Annotated in this window: 17 protein-coding genes, 2 tRNA genes, 2 rRNA genes and 1 riboswitch; of the genes, 11 read left to right on the top strand and 10 right to left on the bottom strand. The window is 52.6% G+C overall.

Annotated elements, in window-relative coordinates; genetic code table 11:
- Positions 1–46: 46 nt before the first annotated feature.
- Positions 47–181 (bottom strand): DUF1127 domain-containing protein, encoded by a 135-nt coding sequence (locus A7983_RS23140; protein ID WP_235778066.1) that lies wholly within the window; start codon positions 179–181, stop codon positions 47–49.
- Between the two features lie 230 nt (positions 182–411).
- Between A7983_RS23140 and A7983_RS06400 the strand changes: the two genes are divergently transcribed.
- A complete protein-coding gene (locus A7983_RS06400; RefSeq protein WP_005970319.1) occupies positions 412–1,836 on the top strand; it encodes an aminotransferase-like domain-containing protein in 1,425 nt (474 codons plus the stop codon).
- 383 nt (positions 1,837–2,219) lie between these two features.
- On the opposite strand, the gene thiH is transcribed toward A7983_RS06400, so the two are convergent.
- From thiH to A7983_RS06365, 7 genes are all read right to left on the bottom strand, one after another.
- Positions 2,220–3,341 carry a 2-iminoacetate synthase ThiH gene (thiH, locus tag A7983_RS06395; protein ID WP_005970318.1) on the bottom strand — a complete coding sequence of 374 codons (1,122 nt, stop codon included), beginning with the start codon at positions 3,339–3,341 and terminating at the stop codon, positions 2,220–2,222.
- Positions 3,341–4,138, bottom strand: coding sequence for a thiazole synthase (locus A7983_RS06390; protein WP_005970317.1), 798 nt, complete (start codon positions 4,136–4,138; stop codon positions 3,341–3,343). The genes thiH and A7983_RS06390 overlap by 1 nt, the downstream gene beginning before the upstream one ends.
- Position 4,139: 1 nt before the next feature.
- Entirely contained in the window at positions 4,140–4,340 is a 201-nt protein-coding gene (gene thiS, locus A7983_RS06385) for a sulfur carrier protein ThiS (RefSeq protein WP_005970316.1), read from the bottom strand.
- Positions 4,337–5,116 (bottom strand): HesA/MoeB/ThiF family protein, encoded by a 780-nt coding sequence (locus A7983_RS06380; protein ID WP_005970313.1) that lies wholly within the window; start codon positions 5,114–5,116, stop codon positions 4,337–4,339. Before A7983_RS06380 ends, thiS begins: the two co-directional genes overlap by 4 nt.
- Position 5,117: 1 nt before the next feature.
- Positions 5,118–5,759 carry a thiamine phosphate synthase gene (thiE, locus tag A7983_RS06375; RefSeq protein ID WP_005970311.1) on the bottom strand — a complete coding sequence of 214 codons (642 nt, stop codon included), beginning with the start codon at positions 5,757–5,759 and terminating at the stop codon, positions 5,118–5,120.
- Positions 5,756–7,711 (bottom strand): phosphomethylpyrimidine synthase ThiC, encoded by a 1,956-nt coding sequence (gene thiC / locus A7983_RS06370; RefSeq protein WP_005970310.1) that lies wholly within the window; start codon positions 7,709–7,711, stop codon positions 5,756–5,758. Before thiC ends, thiE begins: the two co-directional genes overlap by 4 nt.
- 113 nt (positions 7,712–7,824) lie before the next feature.
- A riboswitch (TPP riboswitch) is annotated at positions 7,825–7,962 on the bottom strand.
- Positions 7,963–8,084: 122 nt separating this feature from the next.
- Positions 8,085–8,546 carry an Rsd/AlgQ family anti-sigma factor gene (locus tag A7983_RS06365; RefSeq protein ID WP_005970308.1) on the bottom strand — a complete coding sequence of 154 codons (462 nt, stop codon included), beginning with the start codon at positions 8,544–8,546 and terminating at the stop codon, positions 8,085–8,087.
- A 108-nt stretch (positions 8,547–8,654) separates the two neighbouring features.
- On the opposite strand from A7983_RS06365, the gene nudC reads away from it, so the two are divergent.
- The 6 genes from nudC to A7983_RS06335 all read left to right on the top strand — a co-directional run bounded on the left by nudC (position 8,655) and on the right by A7983_RS06335 (position 13,156).
- Complete coding sequence (nudC, locus tag A7983_RS06360; protein WP_005970306.1) at positions 8,655–9,437, top strand: NAD(+) diphosphatase; 783 nt, start codon at positions 8,655–8,657, stop codon at positions 9,435–9,437.
- A 116-nt stretch (positions 9,438–9,553) separates the two neighbouring features.
- On the top strand, positions 9,554–10,618 hold the full coding sequence (gene hemE, locus A7983_RS06355; protein WP_005970305.1) for a uroporphyrinogen decarboxylase: 1,065 nt from the start codon (positions 9,554–9,556) through the stop codon (positions 10,616–10,618).
- 15 nt (positions 10,619–10,633) lie between these two features.
- The gene (gene nfi, locus A7983_RS06350) at positions 10,634–11,323 is read left to right on the top strand and encodes a deoxyribonuclease V (RefSeq protein ID WP_005970304.1); all 690 of its coding nucleotides are present in this window, start codon (positions 10,634–10,636) and stop codon (positions 11,321–11,323) included.
- 77 nt (positions 11,324–11,400) lie between these two features.
- Positions 11,401–11,991 carry a YjaG family protein gene (locus A7983_RS06345; protein WP_005970303.1) on the top strand — a complete coding sequence of 197 codons (591 nt, stop codon included), beginning with the start codon at positions 11,401–11,403 and terminating at the stop codon, positions 11,989–11,991.
- A gap of 204 nt (positions 11,992–12,195) precedes the next feature.
- Complete coding sequence (hupA, locus tag A7983_RS06340) at positions 12,196–12,468, top strand: nucleoid-associated protein HU-alpha (RefSeq protein ID WP_005970302.1); 273 nt, start codon at positions 12,196–12,198, stop codon at positions 12,466–12,468.
- Positions 12,469–12,472: 4 nt separating this feature from the next.
- The gene (locus A7983_RS06335; RefSeq protein ID WP_005970301.1) at positions 12,473–13,156 is read left to right on the top strand and encodes a DUF1481 domain-containing protein; all 684 of its coding nucleotides are present in this window, start codon (positions 12,473–12,475) and stop codon (positions 13,154–13,156) included.
- A 206-nt stretch (positions 13,157–13,362) separates the two neighbouring features.
- On the opposite strand, the gene purD is transcribed toward A7983_RS06335, so the two are convergent.
- Together purD and purH are read right to left on the bottom strand one after the other, a co-directional pair.
- A complete protein-coding gene (purD, locus tag A7983_RS06330; protein WP_005970300.1) occupies positions 13,363–14,649 on the bottom strand; it encodes a phosphoribosylamine--glycine ligase in 1,287 nt (428 codons plus the stop codon).
- Positions 14,650–14,666: 17 nt separating this feature from the next.
- A complete protein-coding gene (gene purH, locus A7983_RS06325) occupies positions 14,667–16,256 on the bottom strand; it encodes a bifunctional phosphoribosylaminoimidazolecarboxamide formyltransferase/IMP cyclohydrolase (protein WP_005970299.1) in 1,590 nt (529 codons plus the stop codon).
- Between the two features lie 604 nt (positions 16,257–16,860).
- Between purH and A7983_RS06320 the strand changes: the two genes are divergently transcribed.
- From A7983_RS06320 to A7983_RS06305, 4 genes are all read left to right on the top strand, one after another.
- Positions 16,861–18,403 (top strand): 16S ribosomal RNA (locus tag A7983_RS06320).
- Between the two features lie 73 nt (positions 18,404–18,476).
- A tRNA-Ile gene (locus tag A7983_RS06315) sits at positions 18,477–18,553 on the top strand.
- Between the two features lie 42 nt (positions 18,554–18,595).
- A tRNA-Ala gene (locus A7983_RS06310) sits at positions 18,596–18,671 on the top strand.
- A 216-nt stretch (positions 18,672–18,887) separates the two neighbouring features.
- Positions 18,888–21,795: ribosomal RNA gene (locus A7983_RS06305) — 23S ribosomal RNA — on the top strand.
- Together the 16S and 23S rRNA genes with 2 tRNA genes alongside form the textbook arrangement of a ribosomal RNA operon.
- The last annotated feature ends 51 nt before the right edge of the window (positions 21,796–21,846 follow it).

Here is a 21,846-nt window from a genome sequence, read left to right as displayed (position 1 = left end):
GTTTGTACCGGCACTTTTCTACTGTTTATTGTTTTTTGCGGCGGTGTTATCTGAATCGATCGAGATCGCTTCTCTTCAGTCCGATATCTTTCAGTCCAGCATCGCTCAGATTCCGCAGTATCTTTAGCGTGTGCGCCCTTGCTCGCCAGGCCTTCCATAAGCGGTACGGCAAAATAAGCATTAGCCAAAATGGTGACTCGCGGAACGGTTTTTGTGATCGATTCTCATGAAATTCCATATTTTCCCCCTCGCCAGTGAATGATTGCAATGATGAGGTGAAAGGCATTTTCAATACAGATGCAAAAAATTGATATTTTCATCATACAGATTGTGTGATATCACATCTGAATGGCGATTTTCATGTGAATCTGTACTGGTTACTGCGGTTAATTGTGATAAGGAATGATACTGATGACGCGTTATCAACACCTGGCTGAGCTGTTAGAAAAGCGTATTGAACAAGGACTGTATCAAGGCGGAGAACGCCTGCCTTCCGTTCGAGCACTCAGTACAGAGCATGGTGTAAGCATCAGTACCGTACAGCAGGCCTATCATCTGCTGGAAACCCGACAGTTGATTATGCCGCAGCCGCGTTCGGGATATTTTGTCACTCCGCGTAAGGCAACGCCGCCTGTACCGGCGCTGACACGTCCCGCTCAACGTCCGGTTGAGATCACGCAGTGGGAATCGGTACTGGAGCTGGTGAACGTGCGTCTGGAAACCAATGTGCTGAAGTTTGGTAGCGGAATGCCGGACGTGACCCAACCGACCATCAAACCGCTGTGGAAGGAGATGGCTCGTCTTTGCCAGTATCAGGATCCTCGAATTTTACAATATGACAGCGTATATGGTGTGCCAGCGTTACGTGAGCAGGTCGCCCGCCTTACCGTCGATTGCGGCTGCCAGTTGACGCAAGATGATATTGTGATCACCACTGGCTGTCAGGAAGCCTTGTTTGTTGCTGTGCGCGCGGTTTGTCAGCCCGGCGACATTGTGGCCGTCGAATCCCCCGCGTTTCCGGGCACGATGCAGATCCTCCGTGGGCTGGACATTAAAGCGATCGAGATCCCAACCGATTCAGTGACGGGGATCAGCCTGGAAGCATTGCGGCTGGCGCTGGATCAATGGCCGGTCAAAGCCGTACTTTTGGTGCCAAGCTGTAACAATCCGCTTGGATTCATCATGCCGGATGCCCGTAAGAAATCGCTGGTGACTCTGGCGCAGCATTTTGATATTGCGATTATTGAAGATGATGCTTATGGCGAGTTGGCCTATGAGTATCCGCGTCCTCGAGCGATCAAATCCTTTGATGAAGACGGGCGTGTGCTGTTGTGCAGTTCGTTCTCGAAGAATCTGGCTCCCGGCTTGCGCGTTGGCTGGATCGCCCCAGGGCGCTATCTGGAGCGAGTGATTCACACAAAATACATCAGCACGGGCTCGACGGTGGTACAGCCCCAGCTTGCCGTGGCGGAATTTATTCGACAGGGACACTATCAGCCCCACTTGCGCCGTATGCGCGCTCAGTACAAAGCCAACCTAAGCACCTTCACCTGCTGGGTACGCGAGTATTTTCCGTCCAATATTTGTGTCAGCCGTCCGCAAGGTGGATTCTTGGTGTGGATTGAACTGCCTGAATATTTTGATTCGCTCAAGCTCACCCGTGAAGTCAGGAAAGCGGGCATACAGATAGCCGCGGGGTCGCTATTCTCCGCTTCAGGGAAATATCGCAATTGTATTCGACTCAATTATGCCAATCGTTTCACAGAAGAGATGAGGGAAGGGCTGCGCATTGTGGGCAGCGAGGTTGCTAAAATGATGCATACGCTTCCTGACTAGAACGCCCCTTGATGATTTTTTAAGGAAGGGCCGATACGGGTAAGGATAAGCCCCGTATCGGCGGGTTGATGTGCAGAACCGATAAGTGGCAAACGGTTCCGGTCAACAGGTTGAGTAACTCAGTCCTGCCAACGACGCTACTGTATTCTTCATAGCAGGCCGTGACGATAGGCCGAATGTCGTGTTGCGCAGCGCTATCCTGAGAATATTGCCTTACGTGTAATTCCCATTTCTGCCTGCGAGCCACTTCGCAAATCATGCCTATCACTCATATCGATTGCTTAAGATCCGAGATACGAAGGCTACCACGGTGCGAGGCGTCCCTGCGGGAATCTCATCACCGTGTTTCCCTCTTACTTCACGCTTAAGTGATCATCGCCGCCTTATCTGCCCAAATAGCCGTCCCAGTCTTTCCAAACTGGCTGGAGACCAGCGCGCATGATGGCCTGCGCCACGTCTTCAGGACGCCGTGAATCATGCGGCGAGAACTGTTCCAGCTCGGGGTGGTTGTCGGCATATCCGCCCGGCTGAGTTTTGGAAAACGCGCTGACGTTATTAATCGCAATGGGAATGGCATGATCGCGAAAGAAAGGCGATTCACGCGTGGAGAGCGATAACTCAATATCTGGTGACAACAACCGAAATGCACAAATCACCTGCATGAGTTGTGCTTCATCCATTAGCGATGCCGGCTCAATACCGCCCGCACAGGGGCGCAGACGAGGAAACGAGATAGAGTAACGGCTCTGCCAGTAGCTTTGCTGTAGGTGCAGCAGGTGTTCTGCCACCATGTAGCAATCGGTTCGCCAGCTATTGGACAGGCCGATTAACGCCCCCAGTCCGATCTTGTCGATCCCCGCACGACCAAGTCGATCCGGCGTGGCGAGCCGCCAGTGGAAATCCTGTTTTTGTCCTTTTAGATGGTGCAACTGGTAAGTCGCTGGATGATAGGTTTCCTGATAGACCATCACGCCATCCAACCCTAGCGTTTTCAACTCGGCATACTCGTCCTGCGACAGCGGCTGGACTTCAATCATTAGCGAGCTGAAGAGCGGTCGAATCAGCGGAAAGACGCGACGAAAATAATCCATCCCCACTTTACGCTGGTGTTCTCCGGTTACGAGTAGCAGATGCTCGAACCCGAGATCCTTGATAGCGGCGCATTCACGCAGGATTTCCGCGTCATCCAGCGTTTTTCGTTTGATGTGATTACTCATCGAAAAGCCGCAGTAGGTGCAGTCGTTAGAGCACAAGTTGGACAGATATAGCGGTACATAAAAGCTCACCGTATTGCCAAACCGCTGGCGGGTGAGTTGCTGTGCCCGCTGGGCTAGCGGTTCCAGATAAGCGCTGGCGGCAGGTGAAATGAGCGCCATAAAATCGTCACGCGTCAGGTGTGGTGCGGTGAGCGCTCGTTCAACATCCTGTGCGGTTTTACTGTTGATGCGCAGCGTCAGGTCATCCCAATCGAGTTGTTCCCAGACGGTTTGAAAATCGACGCTCATCACTTTGTCCCTTCCGTTTGCCGATCTTCCGTTTGTCGATTAAGAAAACCGGTGAGCGGGCTGGTGGCGCTGGCGACAAACTGCTTATTTCCCAGCCCGGCCTGACGAGCAAGCCGACCGGCATCGACGGCCAGCCGAAATGCGTGCGCCATCGCCACAGGATCGCGGGCAACAGCGATTGCCGTGTTTACCAGTACCGCGTCGGCTCCCATTTCCAGCGCATCGGCCGCATGACTGGGCGCACCGATGCCCGCATCGACAATTACCGGAATGCGTGCTTGCTCGATGATAATGCGGAGGAAATCACGTGTTTGCAGCCCTTGATTAGAGCCGATTGGCGCGCCCAGCGGCATCACCGCCGCGCAGCCAACTTCTTCCAGCCGTTTGCACAACACCGGGTCGGCACCGCAGTAGGGCAGCACCGTGAAGCCCTCTTTTACTAACTGTTCGGCGGCCTTTAGCGTTTCGATAGGGTCGGGCAGCAGGTATTTCACGTCGGGGTGAATTTCCAATTTCAACCAGCGAGTGCCCAGCGCTTCACGCGCCAGACGGGCGGCAAAAATAGCTTCGTCTGCGGTTTTGGCTCCTGACGTATTTGGCAGCAGCTTAATACCGAGCTGGCGTAGCGGGGCGAGAATGGCATCATTTCCGCTATTCAGATCTACACGTTTCATCGCCATGGTGACTAACTGCGAACCGGAAGCCTCAAGTGCCGCCAGCATCAGTTCTGGCGTAGCGAATTTGCCAGTGCCGGTTAGCAGCCGCGAAGTTAATATCGTATCGGCAATGTGTAGCATGTCATCCTCCCGCGATGGCTTGAAAAAGCAAAATGTCATCACCGTCTTGCACCTGATGCTGTGACCAGGTGGCGCGCGGGATAATGGTTTGGTTGATGGCTAACGCGGTGCCGGGCTGAAATCGATTTATCTGGTTCAGCAGCGTCTCAACCGTAATAGCCTCTGGACATTCAAAGGGTTCATCATTCAGCGTGATTTTCATGCCACGCCCCCGCATACCGGGCAATGAGGTGAACGCGTCAGTTGGAGTGTGTTCCAGCTCTGCTGTTTGCCATTGAACATTCTCAGCTTGCCGTCCAGCGCGGACGGCATCCCCGCCAGCAGTTTGATTGCTTCCAACGCCTGAAGTGTGCCAATCACGCCGACTACTGGGCCAAGTACGCCCGCAGTGCGACAGTTGCGCTGCGGTTCGGCGGTATCAGGGTACAGGCAGGCGTAGCAGCCAGACTGATAAGGTGGCATGAAGACTGCGAGCTGGCCGCTGAAACCGACGGCGCTACCGCTGATCAACGGTTTGCCTGCACCCACGCAGGCGGCGTTAACCGCATGACGGGTTGTCATGTTGTCGCTGCAATCCAGTACCAGATCGACACGGCTGACGGCGCTGTGTAACGCGTCACCGCTTAGCCTTTCGGTGAGTGCTATTACTTCTGAGTACGGATTTAATGCCCGTAGTTGACGCTGTGCCAACACCGCTTTGGGCTTGTCGGTGTCGCTGGTGCGATACAGAATCTGGCGTTGCAGGTTGCTGATGTGCAGTGAGTCATCGTCGGCGAGCAGTAGCGTGCCGACCCCTGCGGCGGCCAGATAGAGTGAGGCGGGGGAGCCCAACCCACCGAGCCCTACCAGTAGAACGCGGGCGGCTTTGAGTTTCTCCTGACCTTCAGGACCAATATCTTCCAGCATCAGTTGACGGCTGTAGCGCATAAACTCGCTATCGCTCAGTCCCGCAGGCGTTGGAGGGCAAGTCGTTACCATGTTATGCCTCCCGTCCTTCAATTATCTTGAGCAGCGTCGCAGTGGCCTGCTGCCAGTCAGGTGCTTGCGTAATAGCGCTGACGACGGCAATGCTGCCGACGCCCGTTTCCAGCACCGCAGGTACTTTGTCGATGCCGATCCCGCCAATCGCCACGGTGGGAAAACGGCCTTGTAGATCGGCGATGTGCCGAGTCAGTTCGGCTAGCCCCTGCGGCGCGGAAGGCATGTCTTTGGTTTGCGTGGGGAAAATATGCCCTAAGGCGATGTAGGACGGGTTGACTGCCACCGCTCGCGCCAGTTCACGATCGTCGTGCGTGGAGAGACCTAAGCGCAGGCCCGCTTGTTTAATCGCGCTCAGATCGGCGGTATCCAGATCTTCCTGACCCAGATGTACGCCATACGCCTGATGTTTTACTGCCAATTTCCAGTAGTCATTGATGAAGAGCTGTGCCTGATAGCGACGACCTAATGCGATCGCTTGGATCACATCGGCTTCGGCCTGTTCATCGGACCGATCTTTGATTCTTAGCTGGATCGTTTTCACTCCGACACCGAGCAGACGTTCGATCCACTCCACGCTATCGACAACGGGATAGAGCCCCAGCCGCTGTGCCGTCGGGGCAAAAGGCGTCGAGTCCGTCATTTGCTTTCCTCGGCTTGCAGGCTGGTGGCGCTGTGATAAAGCTCGCTGCCGCGAGAGCGGAATTCCTGCGACATCTCAGCCATGCCGATTTCAATCGGTTTGGCTTCGGCTTCCTGTTTGGCGGCGTAATCGCGTACTTCCTGCGAGATTTTCATCGAGCAGAATTTCGGGCCGCACATGGAACAGAAGTGGGCGACTTTACCGGATTCTTGTGGCAGGGTTTCATCGTGGTAGGCACGTGCCGTTTGGGGATCGAGCGCCAGATTGAACTGGTCTTCCCAGCGGAATTCGAAACGCGCTTTCGACATGGCGTTATCACGGATCTGTGCGCCGGGATGGCCTTTCGCCAAATCGGCGGCGTGGGCGGCGATCTTATAGGTAATCAATCCCTGTTTAACGTCTTCTTTGTTCGGCAAGCCAAGATGTTCCTTCGGCGTCACGTAGCAGAGCATCGCGCAGCCGAACCAGCCGATCATGGCGGCACCGATGCCGGAGGTGAAGTGATCGTAACCCGGTGCGATATCGGTGGTTAATGGGCCGAGCGTATAGAACGGCGCTTCGTGACAGTGCTCCAGCTCTTCAGTCATATTGCGGCGGATCATTTGCATCGGCACGTGGCCGGGGCCTTCGATCATCACCTGTACGTCGTATTCCCAGGCAATTTTGGTTAGTTCACCCAGCGTATGCAGTTCGGCGAACTGGGCTTCGTCGTTGGCATCCTGAATGGAACCGGGGCGCAAGCCGTCACCCAGCGACAGCGCGACGTCATAGGCGGCGCAGATTTCACAGATTTCACGGAAGTGTTCGTACAGGAAGCTCTCTTTGTGATGCGACAGACACCATTTCGCCATAATGGAACCGCCGCGTGAAACGATGCCGGTCAGGCGTTTGGCCGTCATCGGCACGTAGCGCAACAGCACACCGGCATGGATAGTGAAATAATCCACCCCTTGTTCCGCTTGTTCCAGTAGCGTATCGCGGAACATTTCCCAGTTCAGGTTTTCTGCCACGCCGTTCACTTTCTCCAGCGCCTGATAGATCGGCACGGTTCCGATTGGCACGGGGCTGTTACGCAGGATCCACTCGCGAGTTTCGTGAATATAGCGGCCGGTCGAGAGATCCATCACCGTATCCGCGCCCCAACGGGTAGACCAGACCAGCTTTTCCACCTCTTCTTCGATGGAGGATGTCACGGCGGAGTTACCGATATTGGCGTTAACCTTCACCAGAAAATTGCGCCCGATAATCATCGGCTCCGATTCTGGGTGATTGATGTTGGAAGGAATAATGGCACGCCCGGCGGCGACTTCCTGACGGACAAACTCCGGCGTGATGTTTTCCGGCAGGAGAGCACCGAAACTTTGTCCAGGATGCTGCTGGCGCAGTACTTCACCACGAATGCGTTCGCGTCCCATATTTTCGCGAATGGCGATAAATTCCATTTCCGGGGTAATTATCCCCTGCCGCGCATAGTGGAGTTGAGTGACACATTTGCCTGCTTTGGCACGCTGTGGTCGTGGCAAATGCTCAAAACGCAGATGATCCAGACCGGCATCCGCCAGACGCTGCTGGGTGAAATCGGAACTGACGCCGGATAGCGCCTCGGTGTCGTGACGTTCTGCAATCCAACTGGCGCGCAGCTTCGCTAACCCAACGCGGACATCGGGTTGTGCTGCGGGATCGCCATACGGCCCTGACGTATCGTAAACCGGGATCGCCTCATTGGGTTCGTATTGGGGATTGTCTTTGTTACCACCGAGTAGCGTCGGGCTGAGCTGGATTTCCCGCATCGGTACGGCGATGTCGCCGCGCGAACCTGCAAGGTAAATGCGTTTGGAATTGGGAAAGGCGGTTCCCTGTAAGGTTTCAATAAACTGTTGGGCAGCGGCACGCTGTTCACGGCGACCCGATTTTGACAACACTGTTTCTATAGACAAGGGTTCTGTAGACATAGCAAGTTCCTGTAATACGTAAAGGGAAGATTGCTTGTCTGGAGCCGGAGGGAGTAATAATGATATTGAGCATCAGAGCAGGTATATAGGAATACGCAGCCATGAGCTTAATGAAGTGCATTACTCTTGTTCCCTTCGCAGGTATTAACCCGATCAGGTTCCGCGGATCCCGAATTAACGGTCTCAGCCTGTGCACTTATAGGTTCCGTAAAAACGAAACACAAGCACGCTAGGCACTCCGACAAGATTTGCCCGTCAGTTAAACGGGTCAATAAAACCCCCACACTGTATGACGGCAAAACGCGGATGTCAAAGCGTGCCGCTTTTACCTGTGCAGCGTGTGATGATGTTCTTAAATAACGCCAAATGACGGCTAGTTATCGTAAACCTGCTTGATCATGTTGTCTTCTAATGTAAAACGCTCTTCCAATGCCTCGCCGACGCTGGAAAGTGCCTGCTGGAATTCGAAACAGTTATCATCATCGATAGCGGCTGCCAGATGGCTATCGTAAAACGTCATGATTTGCTGCGTATTGTTTTGCAGGGCGAGGTCGAGTTGGGTGGAAAGCGCTAATACCTGTTCGCTGTGGGTCGCTGCTTCATGCAGCATCTTTTCGTATAAATGAAAGTGGCCGGTAGAAAGATAGTCCACCAGATTCTGGCAAAAATGATCCAATGCTTCTTCATCCAAAAGAGAAAGCGCTTCCTTGTTCGGCTTGATGCCAACCAGATGATAGTAAGCCACCAGAAGCTGCTTACGCGCTTGTAGCCATTGGTCGATTAACGCATTATTGCCACCAACGTATTCAGTCAGACTTTGTAGCTGGTTTAGCATTGTTGACTCCGTGAACGGTAAGAAATAACTGAAATCCCAGTTATAAAACTTATGTAATCACTCTGAATGTAAAATGCCAGTGAAGTGGCAATGGAGCAATAAAAAGATATGGAACAGACGCTAAAAGGTGATGAAACCGGCTGGTGGATAGTTAGCGATGCAATACAAATCTGGCTGCCTCAAGGGGAATTGCCGTGCGGAACGGCGATAGAGTGGTCGTTGCAAGGGAAAGTGGCTCGCCAGATTGGCGAATGGCAAGGGCAGCCCGCCTGGCTGGTATGCCAGGGGCGGGATACGGGTATGGCATCCGTTCGCCAATTGCTCGATCAAGACGTGGGCTTATTCCAACTGGCGGGGCGAGGCGTGCAGTTGGCCGAGTTCTATCGCTCCCATCGTTTTTGCGGTTACTGTGGCCATGAAATGGTACATAGCAAGACGGAGTTGGCGTGCTTATGTGGTCACTGCAAAGAACGTTATTATCCGCAGATCGCGCCCTGCATCATTGTCGCGATTCGCCGTGGCAAGGAAATTTTGCTGGCGCAGCATAATCGGCATCGCGGAAACATGTACACCGTGCTGGCTGGATTTGTAGAAGTGGGCGAAACGCTAGAGCAAACGGTCGTGCGTGAGGTGATGGAAGAGAGCCAAATTCAGATAAAAAACCTGCGTTACGTAAGTTCGCAGCCTTGGCCATTTCCTCATTCACTGATGATGGCGTTTATGGCGGATTATGCGGGTGGCGAAATCAAGCACGACCCGAAAGAGTTGCGTGACGCGGGCTGGTTCCGCTATGACCAACTCCCACAGTTGCCTCCGCTGGGCACCGTAGCTCGTCGACTTATCGAGGATACGGTGGTGTTGTGCCGCGCTTATCACGAGAACGAAGGCTGACGTGGTACTATTTGCACCATTAACGTATTGGTTTCATAACACGTTCGTTTTATAACGCATCCGCTTCATCACATCTATCTGGTGTAGAACCGCCGTGAGGCTGAAAGGAAGAGAACATGACCGACCTGAAAAACGATCGCTATTTGCGGGCGTTATTGCGCCAACCTGTTGATGTCACCCCAGTGTGGATGATGCGTCAGGCGGGGCGTTATCTACCAGAATATAAGGCAACGCGTGCGCAGGCGGGGGATTTTATGTCACTGTGCAAAAATGCAGAGTTGGCGTGTGAAGTCACGTTACAGCCTTTGCGGCGTTATGCGCTGGATGCGGCAATCCTGTTCTCCGATATCCTCACGATCCCTGATGCCATGGGCTTAGGGCTCTACTTTGAAGCAGGGGAAGGTCCGCGCTTTCACTCTCCCATCACGTCTCATGCCGATGTGGTTAAGCTGCCGATTCCCGATCCAGAACAGGAGCTCGGCTATGTGATGAACGCGGTGCGGACGATCCGTAAAAATCTTGCCGGGGAAGTGCCGCTGATTGGCTTCTCGGGTAGCCCGTGGACGCTGGCAACCTATATGGTGGAGGGCGGTAGCAGCAAAGCGTTTACCGTCATCAAGAAAATGATGTTTGCTGAACCTAAAACGCTGCACCTGTTGCTGGATAAGCTGGCTGATAGCGTCATTCTTTATCTTAACGCGCAGATTCGCGCGGGTGCGCAGGCCGTGATGGTATTCGATACCTGGGGCGGCGCATTGAGCGGGCGTGACTACAAAGAGTTCTCCCTGCGTTACATGCATAAGATTGTTGATGGTTTACAGCGAGAGAATGAAGGCCGCCGTGTGCCCGTGACGCTCTTTACTAAAGGTGGAGGACAGTGGCTGGAGGCGATGGCAGAAACAGGCTGTGACGCGCTGGGACTGGACTGGACAAGTGACATTGCCGATGCGCGTCGTCGCGTAGGCGATAAAGTGGCACTACAGGGGAATATGGATCCCTCAATGCTGTATGCCGATCCGGCACGGATCGAACAGGAAGTGGCGTCGATCCTCGCTGGGTTTGGGCAAGGAGATGGGCATGTTTTCAATCTGGGACACGGTATTCATCAGGACGTGCCACCGGAACATGCAGGCGTTTTTGTTGAGGCGGTGCATCGGTTGTCCCGCCCTTATCACGGATGATTCACAGGAGGTGATGTGATTGATACACAACGGCTGCGGGCCGAACAGTTGGCTCGCGCTTCTGATGTGATTCGGCACGACGATTTACCTTTTGAGCAGCCCGCGTTTATCGCGGGTGCGGATGTTGGCTTTGAGCAAGAAGGCTCGGTAACTCGCGCGGCGATTGCGGTAATGCGCTATCCTTCGTTGGAGCTGGTAGAATACAAGATTGCGCGTATCAGCACGACGATGCCTTATATCCCCGGTTTTCTTTCATTTCGTGAATGCCCCGGTCTGTTAGCTGCATGGGCGTTGCTTGAGCAAAAGCCGGATCTGTTGTTTGTCGATGGGCATGGGATTACCCACCCACGCCGTCTCGGCGTTGCCAGCCATTTTGGTCTGCTCGTTGACGTTCCCACAATTGGCGTGGCGAAAAGTCGACTTTGTGGCCGGTTTGAGCCGTTGGCGGAGAGCGTCGGCAGCCAGCAGCCGTTGTTGGATAAGGGTGAGCAAATTGGTTGGGTATGGCGCAGTAAAGTGCGCTGTAATCCGCTATTTGTGGCGACGGGGCATCGAGTCAGTCAGGATAGCGCATTGCACTGGGTACAATGTTGTATGCGCGGCTACCGTTTACCGGAGCCGACCCGCTGGGCTGATGCTGTCGCATCGAATCGTCCCGCATTTGTGCGTTGGCAACGGCTGCAAGCGGCTAGCGTATTGTTGTAAAACTTTAGGAATTCAGGCATAGGGCGTCACTGTGATTTCAGGTACACTGCCGTCCGTCGCCGTTAATGAGCATAAAAATGTTACGTAACCCCATTCATTTACGTCTGGAAAAGCTGGCGAGCTGGCAACATGTCACTTTCATGGCATGTCTTTGTGAACGTATGTATCCAAATTACCACGAGTTTTGTCGTCAAACAGAATTCGGAGACGCGATGGTTTACCGCCGTATTCTCGATTTGGTATGGGAAACATTGGTTGTTAAAGATGCGAAGGTCAATTTCGATAACCAGTTGGAAAAGCTGGAAGAAGCGGTTCCCGCCGCGGAAGATTACGATCTTTACGGTGTTTATCCGGCTATTGATGCCTGCATCGCATTGGGTGAGCTGATTCATTCGCGTTTAAGCGGTGAAACACTGGAGCATGCGATAGCCATCAGCGAAGCGTCTATCCGTACCGTTGCTATGTTGGAAATGACGCAGGCTGGCAAAGAAATGACCGACGACGAGCTAAAGGTTTTACCTGCGATTGAAGAAGAATGGGACATCCAATGGGAGATTTTTCGCCTGTTGGCGGCCTGTGAAGAACGCGACATTGAGCTGATCAAAGGGCTCCGTTCCGATCTGCGCGAGGCCGGAAGTAGTAACATCGGGATAAATTTGCATCAATAACGCGATAAAACGTGATTTAAGGCCTGAAATGGCCTGTCTTTAGGCTTCACATTCGCACCCTGTCTGGTCTACATTTGGGGGGCGTAAAAAAAGTGGCTGTCGGTGCGTGTATGCAGGAGAGTGCTACTACACCCAAAAACGGGAAAGGGCATATCCGTCGCACTCGATGCTTAGCAAGCGATAAACACACTGTAAGGATAACTTATGAATAAGACTCAACTGATTGATGTAATTGCGGACAAAGCTGATCTGTCAAAGGCACAGGCTAAAGCAGCTCTGGAATCAACTCTGGCGGCAATTACCGAGTCTCTGAAAGAAGGTGATGCAGTACAATTAGTTGGTTTTGGTACGTTTAAAGTCAACCATCGTAATGAGCGCACTGGCCGCAACCCACAAACCGGTAAAGAAATCAAAATTGCTGCTGCCAACGTGCCAGCGTTTGTTTCTGGCAAGGCTCTGAAAGACGCTGTTAAATAAGCCCATGCTGGTTAAAGGTTTAAGCAGAGGGGCGTTTTCGCCCCTTTTGCTTTTACGACGTTTATGTGGCGCAGGCCTCGTACTTATTTCAGTGGTGGCCTGCAGTAGCCGCACTGCACCGCCGGACGTTTTCTCCAGCGGTTATGTTGCCGATCGTGGCATCGTGCGTATCTGGCGTAAGGATGATGCGCAAAATACGACGGCGCTGACTACCGTGTATAACCCACTTCAGGGTAATGCTCTGGTGGTGACTCGCTATACATTCCAGCAGGATAAGCTACGCGAGATACAGCGTAACCAGCTCGGTGCGCAACAAGAAGATATACGCTTGCGTTTTACCGAAGAGGGAACCGTCAGCTTTATGCAGCGACAACTTGCTGAAAGACGTGAATCGGTTTCCGATGATGATGTCGCGCTCTACCAGTTTGATGCTAAGCGCATGCTGGAATTGAGCGATGTACTACGTGCAGGCAAGGTAATACTAAAGCAAGGGAAATGGCTGGAAGGGCAGGTTCAGTCTTGTGACGGTACGGTCGTTCGTCCTGATTTTGACAACGACTCGCGTGAATGGATCGCGCAGCAAAAAACGCATGCCACACGTCCGCTAAACGTAGCGTGGTTGGAAGCACCCGAAGGAACGCAGTTATTGCTGGTGGTGGAAGATGATGTCTGCCAGTGGCAGCCATAGCTATACCCGTCATATTTCAAGTTGCATGTGCGTTGGCTGTGTTCACTCACCCGAATCACTTACTTGAGTAAGCTCATCGGGATTCCCTCTCTTGCCGCCTTCCTGAAACTCGAATTATTTAGGGTATATAAAACTGACTATAAAAAAAACCCGGATTTCTCCGGGCTTCAGTATTTATCAGATAATCGTTATCGGACCATCGTTTATCAGGCTTGCTCGCGCTCGATAGCACGGTAGCCGATGTCTTTGCGACAGAATACCCCTTGCCACTGAATACCTGCTGCTATTTCATACGCGCGTTGTTGCGCTTCAGCCACGGTATTACCCAATGCAGTGACGCACAGTACTCGCCCGCCGTTGGTGACGACATTAATCCCATTCAGCTTGGTGCCAGCATGGAAGACTTTGCCATCTTCGGCATCCTGCTGCGGTAAACCAGAAATCACATCGCCCGTATTGTAGTCAGCCGGATAACCGCCTGCGGCCAATACCACGCCCAGAGAGGGACGTTCATCCCAGACTGAATCTTTTTGATCCAGCGTCCCGTCGCAGGCTGCCAGACACAGTTCCACCAGATCGGAACGCAGGCGTAGCATAATTGGCTGTGTTTCTGGATCGCCAAAGCGGCAGTTGAACTCGATCACTTTTGGTTGGCCATCGGCAGAAATCATCAGGCCAGCATACAGGAAACCAACGTAGGTATTTCCCTCGGCTGCCATGCCGTTCACGGTCGGCCAAATCACCTGATCCATCACACGCTGGTGGATTTCATCGGTCACGACCGGCGCTGGCGAATAAGCGCCCATACCACCGGTATTCGGGCCCGTATCTTTATCCCCAACGCGTTTATGATCCTGACTGGTTGCCATCGGCAGCACGTTCTTGCCGTCCACCATAACGATGAAGCTTGCTTCTTCACCATCGAGGAACTCTTCCACCACGATACGGTGTCCAGCATCGCCGAATGCATTACCTGCCAGCATATCCTGAATGGCGTTTTCCGCTTCCGGCAACGTCATCGCGACGATCACGCCTTTACCCGCGGCTAGCCCATCCGCCTTGATGACGATCGGTGCACCTTTGCTGCGTACATAGGCCAGTGCGGGTTCCACTTCGGTGAAATTCTGGTATTCCGCCGACGGGATGTTATGGCGAGCCAGAAAATCTTTAGTAAAGGCTTTAGAGCCTTCTAATTGCGCGGCGGCCTGCGACGGGCCAAAGATTTTTAGACCTACACTCTGAAACGCATCCACAACACCGATAACTAACGGTGTTTCTGGGCCAACGATAGTTAAATCGATGTGATTTTCCTGAGCAAAGGCGACTAACGCTGGAACATCGGTTGCGGAGATATCAGCGTTGGTCAGTGCTGGCTCAAGTGCGGTGCCCGCGTTTCCTGGAGCCACATAAACCTGTTTCGCCAGTGGTGACTGTGACGCTTTCCAAGCCAGCGCGTGTTCGCGTCCGCCATTACCAATTACTAAAATGTTCATTTCGGTCAGCTCCAGAATTAATGACGGAAGTGGCGCATGTCGGTAAAGATCATCGCAATGCCGTGTTCGTTGGCGGCAGCAATAACTTCATCATCACGAATAGACCCGCCCGGTTGGATCACACAAGTAATGCCAACGGCTGCGGCAGCATCAATACCATCACGGAATGGGAAGAATGCATCAGAGGCCATGGCGGAACCTTTTACTTCCAGCCCTTCATCGCCTGCTTTGATACCAGCGATTTTCGCTGAGTAAACGCGGCTCATCTGACCCGCACCTATCCCGATGGTCATATTGTCGCGTGCGTACACAATCGCATTGGACTTAACGAATTTAGCCACTTTCCAGCAGAAGAGCGCATCGCGTAATTCCTGCTCGCTCGGCTGGCGTTCGGTCACGACACGCAGTTGAGACGCATCGACCATACCCAAATCGCGATCCTGTACCAACAAACCGCCATTGACGCGTTTGAAGTCCAAGGCCGGAATGCGTTGCTGCCAGCTACCACTGGTCAGAACGCGTACGTTTTGTTTGGCTGCGGTCACCTTCAATGCGGCATCACTAGCGGATGGCACAATAATGACTTCGACAAACTGACGGCTGATGATGGCCTGTGCCGTTTCTTCATCCAGTTCGCGGTTGAAGGCGATAATGCCGCCGAATGCGGATGTTGGGTCAGTTTTGTAGGCGCGCTCGTAGGCATCAAGAATTGAACCACCAATCGCCACGCCACACGGGTTCGCGTGTTTAACGATGACGCAGGCTGGTTCGGCAAATTCTTTCACACACTCCAGCGCAGCATCGGTATCGGCGATGTTGTTATAAGACAGCGCTTTGCCTTGTAACTGTATAGAGGTGGCGACAGAGGCCTCGTGAATATTCTCTTCTATATAGAAGGCAGCTTGCTGATGGCTGTTCTCGCCGTAGCGCATGTCCTGCTTTTTGATGTAGTTCAGGTTCAGCGTACGTGGGAAGTGGCCAGATGGTTTATCGGTATCACCGTGATAAGGCGGAACCAGTGCACCAAAGTAGTTGGCAATCATACTGTCGTAAGCGGCGGTGTGCTCGAATGCTTTAATGGCTAAATCGAAACGGGTTTTGTAGGTTAATGAACCTTCGTTGGCGTCGATCTCATTAATGATAGTGGTGTAGTCGCTGCTCTTGACCACGATAGCCACATCTTTATGGTTCTTGGCGGCGGAGCGTACCATCGTTGGGCCACCGATATCGATGTTCTCAACGGCATCTTCTAATGAGCAGTTCTCACGGGCGACGGTCTGAGCGAACGGATACAAATTCACAACGACGATATCAATCGGTTTGATGTCGTGCTGCGCCATGATCGCATCATCTTGATCGCGCCGTCCCAGAATGCCGCCATGTACTTTCGGGTGCAGAGTCTTTACACGCCCATCCATCATTTCCGGGAAACCGGTGTAGTCAGAGACTTCTGTCACCGCTAAGCCAGCATCGGCCAGCAAACGGGCGGTTCCACCAGTAGAAAGGAGCTCAACGCCACGGTGGGACAGAGCTTGAGCAAATTCGACAATACCTGCTTTGTCAGAAACGCTGAGCAGAGCGCGGCGAATTGGACGACGTTGTTGCATGATGATGTTATCCCCTGGATTTGGGTAGTCAGTAAAGAACGGTATGTGAATATCGTCTTTGTTAGAGCAATAATTGCGGAATAAAGAGAAATATTCAGTTAGCGTTCGCCAAAACACGACGATTTTGAACGCGGTGAATTGTAGCGAAAACGTTTGCGTGATGCTCGTCAATTTTTGAGTTGAATGCTTTCTGTGGATAAGTTTGTGCAAAAATAGGTATAAAGCGGGGTTTTGCTGTGGAATGCAGCAAACAGTCATTTTTCTTTAAAATACCTATTGCGGCAGGTCGAGAAGTCCCTATAATGCGCCTCCATCGACACGGCGCTGTGACTCACAACCGGGTCGATAAAGAAAGAGAAAACGCTTTAAAATAAACGTTGACTCTGAAGGTGATGAGCGTAACATACGCCACCTCGCGAAGCGGATAACACCGCAACGCACTGCTCTTTAACAATATAATCAGACAATCTGTGTGGGCACTCACAAGACCGTATCTTAACGATATAAAAAGTCTTGAAGAGTGAACAACAGTAAATTCATTACGAATGAACAGTAACTAATTCTTTGAGCATCGCTGACGAGTTCAGCAAATCAAACAAATCTTAAATTGAAGAGTTTGATCATGGCTCAGATTGAACGCTGGCGGCAGGCCTAACACATGCAAGTCGAGCGGTAGCACAGGAGAGCTTGCTCTCTGGGTGACGAGCGGCGGACGGGTGAGTAATGTCTGGGAAACTGCCTGATGGAGGGGGATAACTACTGGAAACGGTAGCTAATACCGCATAACGTCTTCGGACCAAAGAGGGGGACCTTCGGGCCTCTTGCCATCGGATGTGCCCAGATGGGATTAGCTAGTAGGTGAGGTAATGGCTCACCTAGGCGACGATCCCTAGCTGGTCTGAGAGGATGACCAGCCACACTGGAACTGAGACACGGTCCAGACTCCTACGGGAGGCAGCAGTGGGGAATATTGCACAATGGGCGCAAGCCTGATGCAGCCATGCCGCGTGTGTGAAGAAGGCCTTCGGGTTGTAAAGCACTTTCAGCGGGGAGGAAGGCAGTAAGGTTAATAACCTTGCTGATTGACGTTACCCGCAGAAGAAGCACCGGCTAACTCCGTGCCAGCAGCCGCGGTAATACGGAGGGTGCAAGCGTTAATCGGAATGACTGGGCGTAAAGCGCACGCAGGCGGTCTGTTAAGTTGGATGTGAAATCCCCGGGCTTAACCTGGGAACTGCATTCAAAACTGACAGGCTAGAGTCTTGTAGAGGGGGGTAGAATTCCAGGTGTAGCGGTGAAATGCGTAGAGATCTGGAGGAATACCGGTGGCGAAGGCGGCCCCCTGGACAAAGACTGACGCTCAGGTGCGAAAGCGTGGGGAGCAAACAGGATTAGATACCCTGGTAGTCCACGCTGTAAACGATGTCGACTTGGAGGTTGTGCCCTTGAGGCGTGGCTTCCGGAGCTAACGCGTTAAGTCGACCGCCTGGGGAGTACGGCCGCAAGGTTAAAACTCAAATGAATTGACGGGGGCCCGCACAAGCGGTGGAGCATGTGGTTTAATTCGATGCAACGCGAAGAACCTTACCTACTCTTGACATCCACAGAATTTGGTAGAGATACCTTAGTGCCTTCGGGAACTGTGAGACAGGTGCTGCATGGCTGTCGTCAGCTCGTGTTGTGAAATGTTGGGTTAAGTCCCGCAACGAGCGCAACCCTTATCCTTTGTTGCCAGCGAGTAATGTCGGGAACTCAAAGGAGACTGCCGGTGATAAACCGGAGGAAGGTGGGGATGACGTCAAGTCATCATGGCCCTTACGAGTAGGGCTACACACGTGCTACAATGGCGTATACAAAGAGAAGCGACCTCGCGAGAGCAAGCGGACCTCATAAAGTACGTCGTAGTCCGGATTGGAGTCTGCAACTCGACTCCATGAAGTCGGAATCGCTAGTAATCGTAGATCAGAATGCTACGGTGAATACGTTCCCGGGCCTTGTACACACCGCCCGTCACACCATGGGAGTGGGTTGCAAAAGAAGTAGGTAGCTTAACCTTCGGGAGGGCGCTTACCACTTTGTGATTCATGACTGGGGTGAAGTCGTAACAAGGTAACCGTAGGGGAACCTGCGGTTGGATCACCTCCTTACCAAAAAGATGTGTGTTGAGTGAAGTGCTCACACAGATTGTCTGATGAAAATAACGAGCAGAAATACCTTAATAGGCTTGTAGCTCAGGTGGTTAGAGCGCACCCCTGATAAGGGTGAGGTCGGTGGTTCAAGTCCACTCAGGCCTACCAACTCCTCCATGAGTGGTATCTAAGGTAACTGTAAGTAGAGACGGGGTTATAGCTCAGCTGGGAGAGCGCCTGCCTTGCACGCAGGAGGTCTGCGGTTCGATCCCGCATAGCTCCACCATCACTACTCGTTATGATAAAAAACATCAGAGTGTACCTGTTTGGGTGCACTGCGATGTTTTGCTCTTTAACAATCTGGAACAAGCTGAAAATTGAAACATGACGGCTGAACACGCATGACTGCCTTCGGGTAGGTCGTGATGCGTCAGTCTGTCAATGAGTCTCTCAAATAATCGCAATGCGATGATGAATCGAAAGAAACATCTTCGGGTTGTGAGGTTAAGCGACTAAGCGTACACGGTGGATGCCTAGGCAGTCAGAGGCGATGAAGGGCGTGCTAATCTGCGATAAGCGTCGGTAAGCTGATATGAAGCGTTATACCCGACGATACCCGAATGGGGAAACCCAATGTGTTTCGACACATTATCATGACATGAATACATAGTGTCATGAGGCGAACCGGGGGAACTGAAACATCTCAGTACCCCGAGGAAAAGAAATCAACCGAGATTCCCCTAGTAGCGGCGAGCGAACGGGGAGGAGCCCAGAACCTGAATCAGTTTGTGTGTTAGTGGAAGCGTCTGGAAAGTCGCACAGTAAAGGGTGATAGTCCCGTACACAAAAATGCACAAGTTGTGAGTTCGATGAGTAGGGCGGGACACGTGACATCCTGTCTGAATATGGGGGGACCATCCTCCAAGGCTAAATACTCCTGACTGACCGATAGTGAACCAGTACCGTGAGGGAAAGGCGAAAAGAACCCCGGCGAGGGGAGTGAAATAGAACCTGAAACCGTGTACGTACAAGCAGTGGGAGCCTACTTGTTAGGTGACTGCGTACCTTTTGTATAATGGGTCAGCGACTTATATTCTGTAGCAAGGTTAACCGTATAGGGGAGCCGCAGGGAAACCGAGTCTTAACTGGGCGTTAAGTTGCAGGGTATAGACCCGAAACCCGGTGATCTAGCCATGGGCAGGTTGAAGGTTGGGTAACACTAACTGGAGGACCGAACCGACTAATGTTGAAAAATTAGCGGATGACTTGTGGCTGGGGGTGAAAGGCCAATCAAACCGGGAGATAGCTGGTTCTCCCCGAAAGCTATTTAGGTAGCGCCTCGTGAACTCATCTTCGGGGGTAGAGCACTGTTTCGGCTAGGGGGTCATCCCGACTTACCAACCCGATGCAAACTACGAATACCGAAGAATGTTATCACGGGAGACACACGGCGGGTGCTAACGTTCGTCGTGAAGAGGGAAACAACCCAGACCGCCAGCTAAGGTCCCAAAGTCATGGTTAAGTGGGAAACGATGTGGGAAGGCATAGACAGCCAGGATGTTGGCTTAGAAGCAGCCATCATTTAAAGAAAGCGTAATAGCTCACTGGTCGAGTCGGCCTGCGCGGAAGATGTAACGGGGCTAAACCATGCACCGAAGCTGCGGCAGCGACACTTAGGTGTTGTTGGGTAGGGGAGCGTTCTGTAAGCCGTTGAAGGTGGCCTGTGAGGGTTGCTGGAGGTATCAGAAGTGCGAATGCTGACATAAGTAACGATAATGCGGGTGAAAAACCCGCACGCCGGAAGACCAAGGGTTCCTGTCCAACGTTAATCGGGGCAGGGTGAGTCGACCCCTAAGGCGAGGCTGAAAAGCGTAGTCGATGGGAAACAGGTTAATATTCCTGTACTCGGTGTTACTGCGAAGGGGGGACGGAGAAAGCTAGGTTATCCGGGCGACGGTTGTCCCGGTTTAAGCGTGAAGGTGGGTGACTTAGGTAAATCCGGGTCATCGTTAACACTGAGGCGTGATGACGAGTCACTACGGTGATGAAGTAACCAATGCTACGCTTCCAGGAAAAGCCTCTAAGCTCCAGGTAACATCAAATCGTACCCCAAACCGACACAGGTGGTCAGGTAGAGAATACTCAGGCGCTTGAGAGAACTCGGGTGAAGGAACTAGGCAAAATGGTGCCGTAACTTCGGGAGAAGGCACGCTGGCGTGTAGGTGAAGTCCCTTGCGGATGGAGCTGAAGCCAGTCGCAGATACCAGCTGGCTGCAACTGTTTAATAAAAACACAGCACTGTGCAAACACGAAAGTGGACGTATACGGTGTGACGCCTGCCCGGTGCCGGAAGGTTAATTGATGGGGTCAGCCGCAAGGCGAAGCTCTTGATCGAAGCCCCGGTAAACGGCGGCCGTAACTATAACGGTCCTAAGGTAGCGAAATTCCTTGTCGGGTAAGTTCCGACCTGCACGAATGGCGTAATGATGGCCAGGCTGTCTCCACCCGAGACTCAGTGAAATTGAACTCGCTGTGAAGATGCAGTGTACCCGCGGCAAGACGGAAAGACCCCGTGAACCTTTACTATAGCTTGACACTGAACCTTGAGCCTTGATGTGTAGGATAGGTGGGAGGCTTTGAAGTGTGGACGCCAGTCTGCATGGAGCCAACCTTGAAATACCACCCTTTAATGTTTGATGTTCTAACGTAGGCCCGTAATCCGGGTTGCGGACAGTGTCTGGTGGGTAGTTTGACTGGGGCGGTCTCCTCCCAAAGCGTAACGGAGGAGCACGAAGGTTAGCTAATCCTGGTCGGACATCAGGAGGTTAGTGCAAAGGCATAAGCTAGCTTGACTGCGAGAGTGACAGCTCGAGCAGGTGCGAAAGCAGGTCTTAGTGATCCGGTGGTTCTGAATGGAAGGGCCATCGCTCAACGGATAAAAGGTACTCCGGGGATAACAGGCTGATACCGCCCAAGAGTTCATATCGACGGCGGTGTTTGGCACCTCGATGTCGGCTCATCACATCCTGGGGCTGAAGTAGGTCCCAAGGGTATGGCTGTTCGCCATTTAAAGTGGTACGCGAGCTGGGTTTAGAACGTCGTGAGACAGTTCGGTCCCTATCTGCCGTGGGCGTTGGAAGATTGAGAGGGGTTGCTCCTAGTACGAGAGGACCGGAGTGAACGCACCACTGGTGTACGGGTTGTGATGCCAATTGCATTGCCCGGTAGCTAAGTGCGGAAGAGATAACCGCTGAAAGCATCTAAGCGGGAAACTTGCCTCGAGATGAGTCTTCCCTGGGCACTAGATGCCCCTGAAGGGCCGTTGAAGACGACGACGTAGATAGGCTGGGTGTGTAAGCGTAGCGATACGTTGAGCTAACCAGTACTAATGACCCGAGAGGCTTAACCTTACAACACCGAAGGTGTTTTGGTGTGATGAAAGACTCATATAAAACGATATT

The sequence above is a fragment of the Pectobacterium wasabiae CFBP 3304 genome, assembly GCF_001742185.1.
GTDB classification, from domain to species: Bacteria; Pseudomonadota; Gammaproteobacteria; order Enterobacterales; family Enterobacteriaceae; genus Pectobacterium; species Pectobacterium wasabiae.
This window is presented reverse-complemented; position numbering and strand designations above follow the sequence as displayed.

Excerpts from the sequence above, each read along its gene's own strand:
- A7983_RS06365 (WP_005970308.1), bottom strand. The coding sequence starts at position 8,546 with ATGCTAAACCAGCTACAAAGTCTGACTGAATACGTTGGTGGCAATAAT.
- A7983_RS06380 (WP_005970313.1), bottom strand. The coding sequence starts at position 5,116 with ATGGTAACGACTTGCCCTCCAACGCCTGCGGGACTGAGCGATAGCGAG.
- A7983_RS06390 (WP_005970317.1), bottom strand. The coding sequence starts at position 4,138 with ATGCTACACATTGCCGATACGATATTAACTTCGCGGCTGCTAACCGGC.
- A7983_RS06400 (WP_005970319.1), top strand. The coding sequence starts at position 412 with ATGACGCGTTATCAACACCTGGCTGAGCTGTTAGAAAAGCGTATTGAA.
- thiS (WP_005970316.1), bottom strand. The coding sequence starts at position 4,340 with ATGAAAATCACGCTGAATGATGAACCCTTTGAATGTCCAGAGGCTATT.
- nudC (WP_005970306.1), top strand. The coding sequence starts at position 8,655 with ATGGAACAGACGCTAAAAGGTGATGAAACCGGCTGGTGGATAGTTAGC.
- hupA (WP_005970302.1), top strand. The coding sequence starts at position 12,196 with ATGAATAAGACTCAACTGATTGATGTAATTGCGGACAAAGCTGATCTG.
- purD (WP_005970300.1), bottom strand. The coding sequence starts at position 14,649 with ATGAACATTTTAGTAATTGGTAATGGCGGACGCGAACACGCGCTGGCT.
- thiE (WP_005970311.1), bottom strand. The coding sequence starts at position 5,759 with ATGACGGACTCGACGCCTTTTGCCCCGACGGCACAGCGGCTGGGGCTC.
- A7983_RS23140 (WP_235778066.1), bottom strand. The coding sequence starts at position 181 with ATGCTTATTTTGCCGTACCGCTTATGGAAGGCCTGGCGAGCAAGGGCG.
- hemE (WP_005970305.1), top strand. The coding sequence starts at position 9,554 with ATGACCGACCTGAAAAACGATCGCTATTTGCGGGCGTTATTGCGCCAA.
- thiH (WP_005970318.1), bottom strand. The coding sequence starts at position 3,341 with ATGAGCGTCGATTTTCAAACCGTCTGGGAACAACTCGATTGGGATGAC.
- A7983_RS06345 (WP_005970303.1), top strand. The coding sequence starts at position 11,401 with ATGTTACGTAACCCCATTCATTTACGTCTGGAAAAGCTGGCGAGCTGG.
- thiC (WP_005970310.1), bottom strand. The coding sequence starts at position 7,711 with ATGTCTACAGAACCCTTGTCTATAGAAACAGTGTTGTCAAAATCGGGT.
- purH (WP_005970299.1), bottom strand. The coding sequence starts at position 16,256 with ATGCAACAACGTCGTCCAATTCGCCGCGCTCTGCTCAGCGTTTCTGAC.
- A7983_RS06335 (WP_005970301.1), top strand. The coding sequence starts at position 12,473 with ATGCTGGTTAAAGGTTTAAGCAGAGGGGCGTTTTCGCCCCTTTTGCTT.